We start from the raw sequence: 14010 nt of genomic DNA on the forward strand, positions 1-14010 counted from the left end.
TGGGCTCACGAGCAATGAGCTTGCCCTGTCCTGGGGGGTGGTCCGCAACCGAAACGTGGCATTCGGTTGGCGTTCCCTTGGCTAACCGCCAGGTTGGAGAGGACTTTTCGGAAAAGTGTGATTTCCGTCACATTCCCCCTTCGTGCCCCTGTGACCGAAGGGAGTGGAGTAACCAGGATGTCGTTTGATGTTCCACAGCACGTCACAGTTTTATGACGGAACACGGATATTGGCGACATGGAAGAATAATGTGCGCGTGGCTGGCATCCTTCTGGTCGAAGACGACCCCTCCGTCCGCACGGCCCTAGAGCTGGCCCTGACGCGGCAGGGACACTCCGTCACGTCCTACGCGACCGGGGAAGAGGCGCTCGACCACGTACGGTCGCGGCGCCCCGAGATCGCGATCCTCGACGTCATGCTCCCCGGGATCGACGGGGTCGAGGTGTGCCGCAGGATCCGCCGCCTGGACCAGCTCCCGGTGATCCTCCTGACCGCGCGCGGCGACGACCTCGACGTCGTCGTGGGCCTGGAGGCGGGCGCCGACGACTACGTGGTCAAACCGGTCGAACCCCGGGTGCTGGACGCGCGCATCCGCGCGATCCTGCGCCGGGTCGAGTCCGCGACCTCCGACCGCATCGCCTTCGGCGACCTGATGATCGACCGGGGCGCGCTGAAGGTCACGCTGGCCAGCAAGGAGATCCATCTGACGCCCACCGAGCTGCGGCTGCTGCTGGAGCTGGTGCGCCACCCCGGCCAGGTGCTCAACCGCCGCTACCTGCTGCGCGTCGTCTGGGACCACACGCACGTCGCCGACTCGCGGCTGGTCGACGCGTGCGTGCAGCGGGTGCGGGCCAAGATCGAGCCCAGACCGGCCGAGCCGGTCTTCATCCACACCGTCCGCGGTTTCGGCTACCGGTTCAACCCCCCGTGATGCGCCTGCCCACCGGGTTCAGGGCGCGCCTCGTCATCACCTTCACCCTGGTGGCGGTCGCCGCCTCCGTACTCGTGGCCGGAATCGGCTACGAGCTGGCCAAGGCCGCCCTCATCCAGCGGACGGAGGACTCGGCCATCGCCCTGGTGACGCGCGAGCTCACCAGGATCGACTTCCCCATCGGCTACCGGAGCGCGACCGACAGCGACCCCAGCCACGCCGACATGCAGAAGCTGGCCAGCTCGCTCAACGGGTCGGGCAGGTACGTCGCCATCGTCAACGACGCGGGCGACCCCGGCTACAACATGGACCCCCTGACGATCGACGACGTCCCCGCCGACCTTCAGGGCAGGTCCAAGAGCTACCTGACGACCCAGCGGGTCGTGCTCAGGGACGAGCTGTGGCTCATCGTCGGCGCCGAGGTGTACACCCAGCCGCCGGAGACGCCGATCCGCACCGGGCTGCGTGTCTACGTGTTCTTCCCGCTGCGCGACGACGAGGCGCAGCTCGCCGACCTCAGGTTCAAGCTGGCCCAGGGCGGCGCGCTGGTGCTGGTCATCGCCCTGGCCGTGGCCCTGCTGTCGGCCAGGCGCGTCCTGCTGCCGGTCAGGCGGCTCAGCGCGGCCGCCCAGGCGCTGGGCAAGGGCGAGCTCGACACCAGGCTCCCGGTGCACGGGCACGACGAGCTGGCCGAGCTGACGGCCAGGTTCAACGACGCGGCGGCCGCGCTGGAGGTCAGCGTGACGGAGCTGCGCTCGCTGGAGGCGATGTCGCGCAGGTTCGTCGCCGACGTGTCGCACGAGCTGCGCACCCCGCTGACGGCGATGACCGCGGTGGCGGACATGCTGTCCGAGGAGGCCGAGCGGCTGCCCGACGCACCGGCTCAGGCCGTACGGCTGGTTCTGCACGAGGTGGAACGGCTGCGCGAGCTGGTCGAGCACCTCATCGAGGTGAGCAGGTTCGACGCGGGTACGGCGACGCTGAACGTCGAGCGGGTCAACGTGGCCGAGACCATCTCCGACTGCCTGGAGGTGCGCGGCTGGACCGGCCGGGTGAAGGTGAACGTCCAGCAGAACATGGAGTTCATCCTCGACCCGCGCAGGTTCGACGTGATCCTCGCCAACCTGGTGGGCAACGCGCTCAAGCACGGCGCCCCGCCGGTGGTCGTGGCGGCCAGGCGCACGCAGAACGGGCTGGAGGTGAAGGTGCGCGACTACGGGAAGGGCATCCCGATGGAAGCGATGAACCACGTCTTCGACCGCTTCTTCAAGGCGGGCACCGGCAGGGAGCGCAGCCAGGGCAGCGGGCTCGGCCTGTCCATCGCGCGGTCCAACGCCCAGCTGCACGGCGGTTCGATCTCGGTGCGCCAGCAGCGGCCCGGCACCCTCTTCACGGTCTGGCTGCCGCACCGGTGAGGCGATGGAGCACGCCGATCGCCCTGGCCGCGCTGGTCACGGGGTGCGGCATCACCCCCAACTCGGCGGTCGAGAAGGCGCCGCCGCCCGTGGTCACGATGCAGCCGCCGTCCACGCACATCTGGCTGGTCAAGCGCGGCAGGCTGGAGGACGTGCCGGTCAGCACGCCCAAGGACCACGTCGAGGGCCTGCTGGCGAAGCTGTTCGACGCCTCCAAGGAGCCGATGCCCGACGACGAGACCTCGACCCACCTGCGCGGCTTCACCCTCGACCGCACCTACACCGAGCGCGCGCCGCGCGACCCGGACAGCCTGCCCAGGACCGAGACGCTCACGGTCTACATCAAGGGAGAGAGCAAGCTCACCCGCCTGGCCAAGGCCCAGATCGTCTGTACGGCCCAGCAGGACTCCAAGATCGACAGAGTGAAGATCGTCCGGATCTCGGACAACGGGCCCGACCGGTCGGAGGGGAGCAACAACTGCAAGGAGCTGCAGTGACGGTGCTCCCCTCCCGCCCGGCTACATCGTGATGTCCTCCAGCATCTCGGTCACCAGCGCCGCGATCGGCGAGCGCTCCGACCTGGTCAGCGTGATGTGCGCGAACAGCGGGTGGCCCTTGAGCTTCTCCACCACCGCGACCACGCCGTCGTGCCTGCCGACCCGCAGGTTGTCACGCTGGGCGATGTCGTGGGTGAGCACGACCCTGGAGTTGGCGCCGATCCGGCTCAGGACCGTCAGGAGCACCCCGCGCTCCAGCGACTGCGCCTCGTCCACGATCACGAAGGCGTCGTGCAGCGAGCGCCCCCTGATGTGGGTGAGCGGCAGGACCTCGAGCATGCCGCGCTCGAGCACCTCCTCGATCACCTCGGGCGACGTCACCGCGCCGAGGGTGTCGTAGACGGCCTGCGCCCAGGGGCCCATCTTCTCGCCCTCGGAACCCGGCAGGTATCCCAGCTCCTGGCCGCCCACGGCGTACAGGGGGCGGAAGACGATGACCTTGCGGTGCTGGCGGCGCTCCAGGACGGCCTCCAGGCCCGCGCAGAGGGCCAGCGCGGACTTGCCGGTACCCGCCCGCCCGCCGAGCGAGATGATGCCGATCTCGGGGTCCATGAGCAGTTCGAGCGCGATGCGCTGCTCGGCTGAACGGCCGTGCAGACCGAACGCCTCTCGGTCGCCGCGCACGAGCTTGACCGACTTGTCGGGGAGCACGCGGCCGAGCGCCGAGCCCTTGCTCGACAGCAGCCGCAGTCCGGTGTGCGTGGGCAGTTCCCTGGCCTCTTCCAGCTCGGTGACTCCGTGCTCGAACAGGGTCTCGACGTCCTCCGTCGTCACCTGCAGCTCGGCCGTACCCGTCCAGCCTGACTCGATGACGAGCTCGGCGCGGTATTCCTCCGCTGTCAGCCCGATCGAGGCCGCCTTGACGCGCAGCGGCAGATCCTTGGAGACCAGCACGACGTCGCAACCTTCGGCCGCCAGTGAGCGCGCCACTGTCAGGATGCGGGTGTCGTTGTCTCCGAGCCTGAAACCGACAGGCAGGATCGACGGATCGCTGTGATTGAGCTCAACCCTGATGGTTCCTTCGCCGGTGGGCATCGGCTCGTCCAGCCTGCCGTACTGGATGCGCAGGTCGTCGAGGTATCTGAGTGCCTTGCGTGCGAAGTAGCCAAGTTCTGGGTGATGCCGCTTCCCCTCCAGCTCCGTGATCACGACGATCGGGAGGACTACCTCATGCTCCGCGAAGCGGGTCATTGCCGCCGGGTCGGCTAGCAGGACCGAGGTGTCCAGCACATAAGTGCGCTTGCTGGAGTTGGGCGACGGGTTGATCGAGGACACTGCCACACGTTCTCCCCCGGGCACCCGTGGGGGTGGGCGCCCTGCAGACGAGGTGGGATTCGGACCGGACCCGCACCTGCGTGCACGACATGCACGAGGCGCCGGGGTCCGGCCCCCCTCAGCAGGTCGAAGCGCAAAGGCGGGCCCTCTCCGGAGCGTCCGGCCTGTGGCCGGACACTGCCAACGTTACGTACTGAATGCCCCCATCTCCAGGCCCTAAGCCTGACCGAAAGGGGGCGTTCACGTGGCCTTTCAGGAGCCGTAACGTCGATGTCTCGCGGCGTAGTCGCGCAGCGCGCGCAGGAAGTCGACCCTGCGGAAGTCAGGCCAGTAGGCCTCGCAGAAGTAGAACTCCGAGTGCGCGCTCTGCCAGAGCATGAAACCTGACAGACGTTGTTCGCCAGAGGTCCTGATGAGCAGATCAGGGTCGGGCTGGCCGCGAGTGTAGAGATGCTCGGCGATGTGCTCCACATCGAGTACCTCCACGAGGTCCTCGATGCTCGCCCCCTTGCTTGCGTGCTCCTGAAGGAGTGAGCGCACCGCATCGGCAATCTCACGTCTTCCTCCATACCCAACTGCAACGTTCACAATCAGACCTGGACGTTGTGACGTGACTTCTTTTGCATTTTTCAGGACATTCGCCGTCCTGTCCGGCAGAAGGTCGAGCGCCCCCACAGGGCTGACCCGCCACCCCTCCTCCACCAGCTCCTGGACCAGCGCCTCGATGATCCGCATCAGCGGTTCCAGCTCGTCCTTGGGGCGGGAGAGGTTGTCGCTCGACAGCAGCCAGACCGTGACGACCTCCACGCCGGCCTCGCGGCACCAGCCGAGCAGCTCGGAGATCTTGTCAGCGCCCTTGCGATGGCCACGGCTGACGTCGTCGAGGCCCATCGAACGCGCCCAGCGGCGGTTGCCGTCGACGATGACCCCGACGTGCCGGGGGATGCTGTCCTCCTTGGAGAGCTTGGCCTCCAACCGGTGCTCGTACAGCCGGTAGACCAGATCGCGCAGGCCCACGGAGCCCCCTCACAGCGGAAGTATGACCTAACTGGCCATTATCGCCGTCTTTCCGCGCTGCCCGCCCCCTCAACGGGATTACGTCCCAGATCCCTGCCGCCCAGGCACCCTTCCGCCTCGCTGACCAGACCTTGCACGAACCTGGAGAGCTCGGAAGAGGTGAGGACGGCCCGCATGCCGACGCCGGTCGCGCCCCAGGCCTCCAGGTAGGCCCTGCGGGTCACCCGCCACTCGCCGCAGCTGTCCTGGCCCGGGACCCAGAGGGGGATGGTCCTGAGCTGGCAGCGCAGCTCGCCACCGCCGACGGCGCCGGAGCGGGTGCGGTAGCGGAAGGCGAAGAGCTCGCTGTCGGGCTCGTCGTCGGGGAAGCGGTCTTCCGGGTCGGGCCAGAGTCCCGCCTCGCCTCGGCCCGCCCTGGCCTCGTCCACGCCGCGGGCGAGCCTGGCGAGAAACCACCCGCACCGCTCTCCCACGAGGCCGTACGGGGTGCCGTCCCGGTGCAGTTCGAGGGTGATCTCGTACGGCATGCCGACACTGTCCGTGCACGCAACCGGCGTAACGGTCAGATATGAACCATCAACGCAACGTAGTCCCCCCACCCCAGAGAGGGTATCCGGCAGAAAGTCAGTTAAAACCGCAGAAACGCCCACCACCCCCCACGCATTTCCCCACAGCCCCCGGCTCCCCCAAAGCCAAGGGCCCAGAGAACCCCCCACCCCCGCACCCCGAAAGACCCCACCCCCAAAGCCCCAAAAGACCCCAACCTCCAAGAGACCCCGCTCTCAAGGGGATCGTGAACCCCAGTGATCGCGAGGTTTTGTGGGTCTTGTGGGTCGCGCCCCACAAGGGGCCGCGCCTCGGGAGGCCCCAAAACCCCTGAAGCGTCCCAATCTCCAAGGGACATCAGCCCGTGAGGTCGCGAGGCCCGTGAGGTCGCGAGGCCCGCGAGGTCGCGAAGCCCGCGAGGTCGCGAAGCCCGCGAGGTCGCGAAGCCCGCGAGGTCGCGAAGCCCGCGAGGTCGCGAAGCCCGCGAGGTCGCGAAGCCCGTGAGGTCGCGAAGCCCGTGAGGTCGCGAAGCCCGTGAGGTCGCGAAGCCCGTGAGGTCGCGAAGCCCGTGAGGTCGCGAAGCCCGGCGGGGGTGGGGTTATGTGAGGCCGTAGAAGTGGGCGGCGGTGGTGCCGAAGACCTTCTCGCGGTCGGTCGAGCCCAGGAGAGCGCCCATGACGTTCCACACCGTCTGGTAGTCGGCGGCCAGCAGCGAGACCGGCCAGTCGCTGCCGAACATCAGCCGGTCAGGCCCGAAGAGCTCCACAGCGTGCTCCACATACGGCCGCAGGTCCTCGACCGTCCAGTTCTCGTGGTCGGCCTCCGTCACCAGCCCGGACACCTTGGCGTACACGTTGGGAAGAGCAGCCGCCGCCGCGAGCTGGGAGGACCACGGCTCCCACGCACCCGCCTTGATCGCGGGCTTCGAGAGGTGATCGATGACGATCTTCAACCCCGGCAGGCGCTCCGCGATGGAAAGCACGTGCTCCATGTGCCGCGGCAACGCGCTCACCGCGTCAAAGGTCAGCCCGCGCTCCGCCAGCAACTCCAGCGACGAGAACACCGAAGGCTGAGCCAGCCAGTCAGGGTCGGGCTCGTCGTGGATCAGATGCCTGACCCCCACAAACTTCGGATGTCTGCCGTCCAACGCCTCAGCCACCTCGGACGGCCGGGTCAGCGGCACCCACCCCACCACCCCCGCCACGAACGGGTGCGCGTCCGCGATGGCCAGCATCGACTCGGTGTCCGCATAACTGTCCGCGGCCTGGACCAGCACGGTCCTGTCCACCCCCGCCGCAGCCAGCTCGGGCGCCAGGTCGTCAGGTCCGTACGTGCGGTAGAGGACACCGAGGTCCGGCGTGAGCCACGGGTACGACCCCGTCTCGATGTTCCAGAAGTGTTGGTGGGCGTCGACGATCACGGCCCAAACCTAGGATGTCCACCGGTGCCTGCGCCACCCCGGCGGCTGATGCCATTCTGTCCAGCCGTACCCCTGCCTGCCGTCCTCGGCCGTGAACCGGCACAACGCACGAGGGAACTCCGCCGTCCTGCCGTCCTCGGACACGAGCGTCACCGGCGCCCAGTGCAGCGGCGTCACGGTGGTGCGCATGCCGGGGAGGTTCAGCGTCGCCCCTGACGGCAGCCCGTCCTCGGCGAAGGTGCTCGCGGCCGTGAAGTCCACCGCGTGGTGCAGCGCGTCCTTGGCGACGAAGGCGGGCCAGGGCAGGGCCATGCCGACGTTGGCCTGCATCCCGTGCAGGAACGTGCCGTCCCCCAGCCTGCCGCTGCTCCAGAGCCACGACGTGGACCACCAGTCGCGCACGCCCCAGCTGTGGTCCCGCTCGCCGTACCCCTCGAACGGCCGGCCGCCGACGACACCGCTGACCTCGCAGGGGATCTCGTACCGCGGCACCAGCGAGTAGCCGTAGACGCCGTGCGTGCTGCGCCACTCCAGGTCGAGGCCGAGCTCCTCCACGGTGACCCGGACGGCCTCGAACGGCTTGACGGTCCGTACGGTCAAGGCCTGCTGGTCGAGGGGCGCGTGGTTGTCCGCGACCATCGTGAGCTGCCTGCCCTCGCCGACGACGCAGGCCCAGACCCAGGCTCTCTCCCAGTTGGGGTAGAGGCCGAGGCGGACGTATCCGCCCAGCGTGCCGTCTTCCGTGGCGAAGTCGAGGTAGAGGGATTCGTTCCAGAGAAGTTCCGGGCCTGGCTCGTGCAAGTCCTCGCTCAGCGGCCATTCACCCATGTTCACGATCCGCACGCCGCGCTCCCTTCCAAGCGCTTGTTACGGTATCAGCGAACCGCCGGATCCGGCCCTGGGGCGGGGGCGGAGGCCGCATGCGGCCCTTCGCCTGGAGCCATGCGGCGAAGTCGTCGGCGTCCGCGCGGTAGCCGGTCGGCGGGGCCGTCCTGGCCGCGGCGTAGAGGGCGAACTCGGTGGCCAGGTCGGCACCCGCTGCCAGGGCCGCGTCTGGCCTGAGCCTGGCCACGATGCCCCGGCGCTTGGCGACGAGGCTGGCCGCCTGGACCCTGATCCGCTCGGGCGAGAACCCCGGCGGGCTCTCGGCCCCGGCGACGAGCGCCGCGACGAGCCGCTCCTGCGCCTCGGCGAGCTCTTTCCGAGACTCCTCGACGGACATTCAGCCCGCCTTCATGGCGGTCCTGACCCGGTCCAGCTCCCCTGTCAGTGCCGCGTCGCTGGGGTACTCGTCGTCCCACTCCAGCAGCACCCCCGGCGGCGTGACCCGCGCGCAGAGCTCGGACAGGATGTCGAGCACCTCGGCCGGCACGCTCGTGGTGTGGGTGTCGTGCCAGATCCCGTGGCTCTCGTACCCCCCGGCGACGTGCACGTAGGCCAGCTCCGACAGCGGCAGCTCGTCCAGCGCGGCTACGGCGGAAAGCCCCAGGTTGACCTGGTTGGTGTAGAGGTTGGCGACGTCCACCAGGAGCAGCACCCCGGTCCTGTCGACCAGCTCGCGCAGGAACTCGCCGTCCGTCAGCTCGTCCTCCGGCCAGCCGAAGATGGCCGCCACGTTCTCCAGCGCCAGCGGCACGGGCAGCGCGTCCTGCGCCCGCTTCACGTTCTCCGTGATGACGTCGAGCGCCTTCCTGGTGCGCGGGACGGGCAGCAGGTGCCCCGCCTCGACGCCACCAGCGCGCACGAACGCCAGGTGCTCGCTGACCAGCGGCGCCTGGAGCGCCTCGGCGCACGCGGCCAGGTGCGCGAGCCGTCCGGGATCGGGCCGGTCGGCGCCGCCGATGCCCAGGCCGACCCCGTGCGGCACCACCGGGACGCCGCGCCCGCGCAACACCCTGAGCGACTCCGGCAGCCGCTCCGGCCGTACGTTCTCGGCGATCACCTCGACGAAGTCGACGCCGTCCATGCGTTCGACGGTGAGGTCGATCTCCGCGCGCCAGCCGATGCCGACACCCAGCTCGATCACGCTCAGCCCCCTCCGCCGCAGCCGCCGCCACCGCAGCCGCCCCCGCCACCGCACGAGGAGCCCCCGCCGCACGAGGACCCGCCGCCGCACGCGGCGCCTGACCCGCATCCCCCCGAGGAGGAGCCGAAGTCACCGCTGCCGGTGAAGTACGTGTCGGTCGGTGTGTGCCTGGAGTAGGGGTCGATGTCGTTCTGCAGCCCGGGGTCGCCGAGCTCGCCCAGGCCGTAGAGAGCGACGGGGAAGAGCATGGCCCCCGCGGCGTACGAGCCCTGGGTGTGGAGGGTCTGCGCCCTGCGCAGCTCCTCGTGGCCCGCCGAGCTCAGCACGTTCAGCGCGGCGCGCTTGAAGCGGCGGTGCGTGACCAGCCCCCAGACGCCCGAGACGAGGAGGATGGCGGCGCCCACGCCGAGCACGACGCTGTACTCCGTACCGAAGAAGACCGCCGCGCCCATCGAGCCTGCCACGGTCAGCGAGGCGATCGAGAACCCCGCCAGCCGGGTCAGCTGGGTGCGCACCGGCGCCTCCGCCCCGTTGGGGACGAGCAGCCCGGCGCCGGTCAGGTGGTGCTTGAGCGACTCCATCTCCACGCTCCGCACCAGCTCGCGGCGCAGCTCGTTGGACGACACCCCCGCCGACCTGGCCGCGATGGCGGCCATGACGGCCGCGTCGACCGGGTCGCCGGCCGGGGCCGCGTCCTTGACCGCGTAGATGACGCCGCCGCGGGTGAGCCTGATCTGGCCGCTCGTCGACAGGCGCGCGATCGAGGTGTTCACGACCCGGCGCGGTCCTCCCGCGAGGTAGGCCAGCTCGTAGACGCCGAGGTCGCGCGGGATGGTGCTGGCCGCGACGTTGCGCATGCGGTAATGCGCTCGCTTGAGCGAGGTGATGGTATTACCGACGGCCGCGGCCAGGAGCACGGGGATGATGAGGAAGACGAGTGCCACGAGCGACCTCCTTCGTCAGGTACCAAGTAGACGAAGGATTCGTGGCACTGGTTCCCGGTTCGTCAGCCCAGTCTGTCGACCAGGGCGTCGTACTCCTCCCACAGCTCCTTCGGCAGCTGGCTGCCGAACTTGGCGAAGTGCTCGGGGATGAGCGCGGCCTCCTCGCGCCAGACCTCCCTGTCGACGCTGAGCAGCGTGTCGAGGTCCTCCTGCGCGATCTCCAGCCCGTCGGTGTCGAGCTCCTTCGGGAGCAGCCCGATCGGGGTGGGTACGGCTCCCGCCTCGCCGTTCAGCCGGTCCACGATCCACTTGAGCACGCGGCTGTTCTCGCCGAAGCCCGGCCAGATGAACCGGCCCTGGTCGTTCTTGCGGAACCAGTTCACGTAGTAGATGCGCGGCAGCTCGGCGCCCTCGCGCTCGCCCACCCGCAGCCAGTGGGCGAAGTAGTCGCCCATGTTGTAGCCGCAGAACGGAAGCATGGCGAACGGGTCATACCGCAGCTCGCCGACCTTGCCCTCGGCAGCGGCCGTCTTCTCGGAGGCGACGTTGGCTCCGAGGAAGACGCCGTGCTGCCAGCTCAGCGACTCGGTCACCAGCGGCACAGCCGTGGCGCGTCGCCCGCCGAACAGGATCGCGGAGATCGGGACGCCCTTCGGGTCCTGCCATTCCGGCGCGATGGTCGGCGCCTGGCCTGCAGGGGTGGTGAAGCGGGCGTTGGGGTGGGCGGCCGGCTCCTCCGACGAAGGGGTCCAGGAACGGCCCTTCCAGTCGGTCAGGTGCGCGGGCGGCTCGTCGGTCAGGCCCTCCCACCACACGTCGCCGTCGTCGGTGAGCGCGACGTTGGTGAAGATGCTGTTGCCCCAGAGGGTCTTGATCGCGTTGGCGTTGGTGGTCTCGCCGGTGCCCGGCGCGACGCCGAAGAACCCGGCCTCCGGGTTGATCGCGTAGAGGCGGCCGTCCTGGCCGAAGCGCATCCAGGCGATGTCGTCGCCGATCGTCTCGACCTTCCAGCCGGGGATGGTCGGCTGGAGCATGGCCAGGTTGGTCTTGCCACAGGCACTCGGGAAGGCGGCGGCGACGTACCTGGCCTGGCCGGCGGGCGGGGTCAGCTTGAGGATGAGCATGTGCTCGGCCAGCCAGCCGTTGTCGCGGGCCATGACGCTGGCGATGCGCAGGGCGTAGCACTTCTTGCCGAGCAGCGCGTTGCCGCCGTAGCCGGAACCGTACGACCAGATCTCGCGGGTCTCGGGGAAGTGGGAGATGTACTTGGTGGTGCTGCACGGCCACGGGACGTCCTGCTGTCCCGGCTCCAGCGGCGCGCCAACCGTGTGCACGGCCTTGACGAACTCACCCCTGCGCTCGATCTCCTGCAGCGCCTTGGCGCCCATGCGGGTCATGATCTTCATGGAGACCGCGACGTAGGGCGAGTCGGTGATCTCGACGCCGACCTGGGAGATCTCGCCGCCGAGCGGGCCCATGCAGAACGGCACGACGTACATCGTGCGGCCCCGCATGCAGCCCTTGAAGAGCTCGCCGAAGGTGGCGCGCATCTCAGCTGGAGCGATCCAGTTGTTGGTCGGCCCCGCGTCCTCTTCGCGCTCGGAGCAGATGTAGGTGCGGTCCTCGACCCTGGCGACGTCGCTGGGGTCGGACTTCGCGTAGAAGCTGTTCGGGCGCTTGGCCAGTCGGGTGAACGTGCCCTGCTCGACGAGGAGGTTCGTCAGGCGCGTCCACTCCTCCTCCGAGCCGTCGCACCACTCGATCCGGTCTGGCTGGGTCAGCGTTGCGATCTCGTCGACCCAGGCGACCAATGCGCGATTGCTCGTCGGGGCGGGTACTTCCACAGAAAGGGACACGTCTCGAACTCCTCCACTCTTCCTTGCGGAAAAACATCATTGACGACAAGTACCGACAAAAGCCAATTGGCATAGACCTTTGTCCGGCTGTCGCCGCAGGTGATTGGGGGAGCCTACCCACGAAGAACGCGTCTAAAGAAAACGGTGGAGACAGTGGTTTAGGCCAATTCAATAGGTCTAAACCAATCTCCTGAGAGGTCTAATCCATTCGCACGTCCATTTCCCCTGCTCCGTCTAGAGTTCCGGGCCTGCGGCGCGCACGCGGTCGACGTGCTGCAGCGCGTCGCGCAACTCGGCAAGCCAGGTGTCGGTGTGCGTGCCCACCAGCCGTACACACCAGGCGAGGGCGTCACTTCTGCTTCTCGCGACCCCCGCAGCCACAAGAGTGTCGAGAACCTGGCGCTCCGACTGGCGCAAACGGGTCATGACGGGGACCGACAGAGTGGTGAACATCACTGTCTCGCCGCCGCAGGAGACGCCCCAGGAGACCTTCTGGCGGAACTTGCGCTCGGCCTCCTTGGCGATCTCGATGCGCCGCTCCCTGGTCTCCTCGCGGAACCTGCGCACCAGGCCGTCGATCATCGCGGCCTTCTCGACGTCGCTCTCCGCCGTGGGCTCGGGGATGGCGCCGACGACGGCGATCTCCTCGCGGTCGAGGACGATCTCGACAGGACCGGTGAACCAGCCCTCCGGCAGGCGCCCGGAGAACCATCCACGCAACTGCGCTGCTGCTTCTTCGCTTTCCATGTAATTAAGATTACACCGTTTCTGGCGCAAGGCCAGGCTTCGGAAGGGGCTTGCGCTACAAGGGGAAAGGCGAGGGTCAGCGGACCTGGGCGGCCATGGCCGGGTTCACGCGGACGACTCCGGCCAGGTTGCGGGTGTTGACCGGCACCAGCTTGACCACGTCGCCCGTCCTCGGGGCGTGCAGCATCTTGCCGTCGCCCCAGAAGATCGCCACGTGCGAGATGTAGTTCGGGTTCGTCGGGTCGTTGCGCCAGAACAGCAGGTCGCCCGGCTGCGCCTGGGACAGCGGCACCTGCACCCCGGACACCCACTGCTGGTGCGTCACGCGGGGCATCCTGATGCCCGCCTGGGCGTACGCCCACTGCACGAGACCCGAGCAGTCGAACGTGTCAGGACCCTCCGCCCCCCACACGTACGGCCGGCCGAGCTTGGAGATGGCCGCGCGCAACGCCGTCGTCATCTGGTCGCCGGAGATGAACGTCCCGGACTGCACCGGCGTGACCTGCGGCGCCACCGGGTTGACCGTGGCGATCTGGGTCCCTCTGGGCAGCACCTTCGCCAGGCCCCTGCGCAGCGCAGCGGTGTCGGCCGAGGGGGCGCTGACGATGAGCGCGTTGTCCCTGGGCAGCCCGAGCGCCCGGCCCGTGGCCTTGGAGACCACCGCGTCCACGGCGCCGAACCCGGTCGTGGCGTAGGCGCCGATCCGCAGCGATCCGGCCGGTCCCTGCACGCTCTTGCCTAGCGTGAGCCCGCCGTCGTGACCGAGCACGAACGACACGGCGAGGTCGCCCGCCGCGACGTTGGACCAGAGCGAGTCCGAGGCTGCCGTCACCTTGGGGGTGTAGGCGCGGAAGGACGAGGGGTCGACGCCCAGCGTCTGGACCCGCTTGCCGTCGATGGTCACCGTCGCCGCATCGGCGAGTTCGAGGGCGCGCACGCCGCTCAGCCTGGCGACCTTGCGCAGCAGCGGCATGGTCAGCGGCCGCCGGGTCACCACGAACAGCTGGGGCTCGCGCAGGGTGCCGAGCGGCTTGACGGAGACGTCGGCGCGCGACTGGGCGACGAGGCTCTGGTCGGGGACCGTACGGAACCTGACGGCGGAAGTCGGGGGTTTATCTGGAGATAATTCTTGTAAAAGCAGAATGTCGGCGGTCAGCACCGCCACCAAGGTCACCACGATGAACGGGATCAACCTTCTGAGATCACGACGCTTTGCCGATCTCAGGAGAAATGCCAGATCCCCTCTGATGCCATCGGAAAAATCCGCCGGACGCTG

General features: G+C 68.8%; 14 protein-coding genes. 3 read left to right on the forward strand and 11 right to left on the reverse strand.

Annotated elements, in window-relative coordinates:
- Positions 1-256 precede the first annotated feature (256 nt).
- The 3 genes from ACIBG8_RS47980 to ACIBG8_RS47990 are packed head-to-tail and all read left to right on the forward strand — an operon-like array spanning position 257 to position 2843.
- Positions 257-931 carry a response regulator gene (locus tag ACIBG8_RS47980; RefSeq protein WP_397350014.1) on the forward strand — a complete coding sequence of 225 codons (675 nt, stop codon included), beginning with the start codon at positions 257-259 and terminating at the stop codon, positions 929-931.
- A complete protein-coding gene (locus ACIBG8_RS47985; RefSeq protein ID WP_397350015.1) occupies positions 931-2346 on the forward strand; it encodes an ATP-binding protein in 1416 nt (471 codons plus the stop codon). Before ACIBG8_RS47980 ends, ACIBG8_RS47985 begins: the two co-directional genes overlap by 1 nt.
- On the forward strand, positions 2343-2843 hold the full coding sequence (locus ACIBG8_RS47990; protein ID WP_397350016.1) for a hypothetical protein: 501 nt from the start codon (positions 2343-2345) through the stop codon (positions 2841-2843). Before ACIBG8_RS47985 ends, ACIBG8_RS47990 begins: the two co-directional genes overlap by 4 nt.
- 21 nt (positions 2844-2864) lie before the next feature.
- On the opposite strand, the gene ACIBG8_RS47995 is transcribed toward ACIBG8_RS47990, so the two are convergent.
- The 11 genes from ACIBG8_RS47995 to ACIBG8_RS48045 all read right to left on the reverse strand — a co-directional run bounded on the left by ACIBG8_RS47995 (position 2865) and on the right by ACIBG8_RS48045 (position 13926).
- Positions 2865-4184 carry a PhoH family protein gene (locus ACIBG8_RS47995; RefSeq protein ID WP_397350017.1) on the reverse strand — a complete coding sequence of 440 codons (1320 nt, stop codon included), beginning with the start codon at positions 4182-4184 and terminating at the stop codon, positions 2865-2867.
- A gap of 246 nt (positions 4185-4430) precedes the next feature.
- Positions 4431-5195, reverse strand: coding sequence for an isoprenyl transferase (locus ACIBG8_RS48000; RefSeq protein WP_397350018.1), 765 nt, complete (start codon positions 5193-5195; stop codon positions 4431-4433).
- Positions 5196-5233: 38 nt separating this feature from the next.
- Positions 5234-5722, reverse strand: a complete 489-nt coding sequence (locus tag ACIBG8_RS48005; RefSeq protein ID WP_397350019.1) for a hypothetical protein — start codon at positions 5720-5722, stop codon at positions 5234-5236.
- A gap of 617 nt (positions 5723-6339) precedes the next feature.
- The gene (locus ACIBG8_RS48010) at positions 6340-7161 is read right to left on the reverse strand and encodes an amidohydrolase family protein (protein WP_397350020.1); all 822 of its coding nucleotides are present in this window, start codon (positions 7159-7161) and stop codon (positions 6340-6342) included.
- Between the two features lie 9 nt (positions 7162-7170).
- Positions 7171-8004, reverse strand: a complete 834-nt coding sequence (locus tag ACIBG8_RS48015; RefSeq protein ID WP_397350021.1) for a hypothetical protein — start codon at positions 8002-8004, stop codon at positions 7171-7173.
- A complete protein-coding gene (locus ACIBG8_RS48020) occupies positions 7982-8383 on the reverse strand; it encodes a hypothetical protein (RefSeq protein ID WP_397350022.1) in 402 nt (133 codons plus the stop codon). Before ACIBG8_RS48020 ends, ACIBG8_RS48015 begins: the two co-directional genes overlap by 23 nt.
- The gene (locus tag ACIBG8_RS48025; protein WP_397350023.1) at positions 8384-9187 is read right to left on the reverse strand and encodes a DUF692 domain-containing protein; all 804 of its coding nucleotides are present in this window, start codon (positions 9185-9187) and stop codon (positions 8384-8386) included.
- Between the two features lie 2 nt (positions 9188-9189).
- Positions 9190-10131 carry a TIGR04222 domain-containing membrane protein gene (locus ACIBG8_RS48030; RefSeq protein ID WP_397350024.1) on the reverse strand — a complete coding sequence of 314 codons (942 nt, stop codon included), beginning with the start codon at positions 10129-10131 and terminating at the stop codon, positions 9190-9192.
- 62 nt (positions 10132-10193) lie between these two features.
- Positions 10194-11987, reverse strand: a complete 1794-nt coding sequence (locus tag ACIBG8_RS48035) for a phosphoenolpyruvate carboxykinase (GTP) (RefSeq protein ID WP_397350025.1) — start codon at positions 11985-11987, stop codon at positions 10194-10196.
- A 234-nt stretch (positions 11988-12221) separates the two neighbouring features.
- On the reverse strand, positions 12222-12734 hold the full coding sequence (locus ACIBG8_RS48040; protein WP_397350026.1) for a hypothetical protein: 513 nt from the start codon (positions 12732-12734) through the stop codon (positions 12222-12224).
- 76 nt (positions 12735-12810) lie between these two features.
- Complete coding sequence (locus tag ACIBG8_RS48045) at positions 12811-13926, reverse strand: C40 family peptidase (RefSeq protein ID WP_397350027.1); 1116 nt, start codon at positions 13924-13926, stop codon at positions 12811-12813.
- Positions 13927-14010 lie beyond the last annotated feature (84 nt).

The organism is Nonomuraea sp. NPDC050556, from assembly GCF_044457355.1.
Taxonomy (GTDB): Bacteria; Actinomycetota; Actinomycetes; order Streptosporangiales; family Streptosporangiaceae; genus Nonomuraea.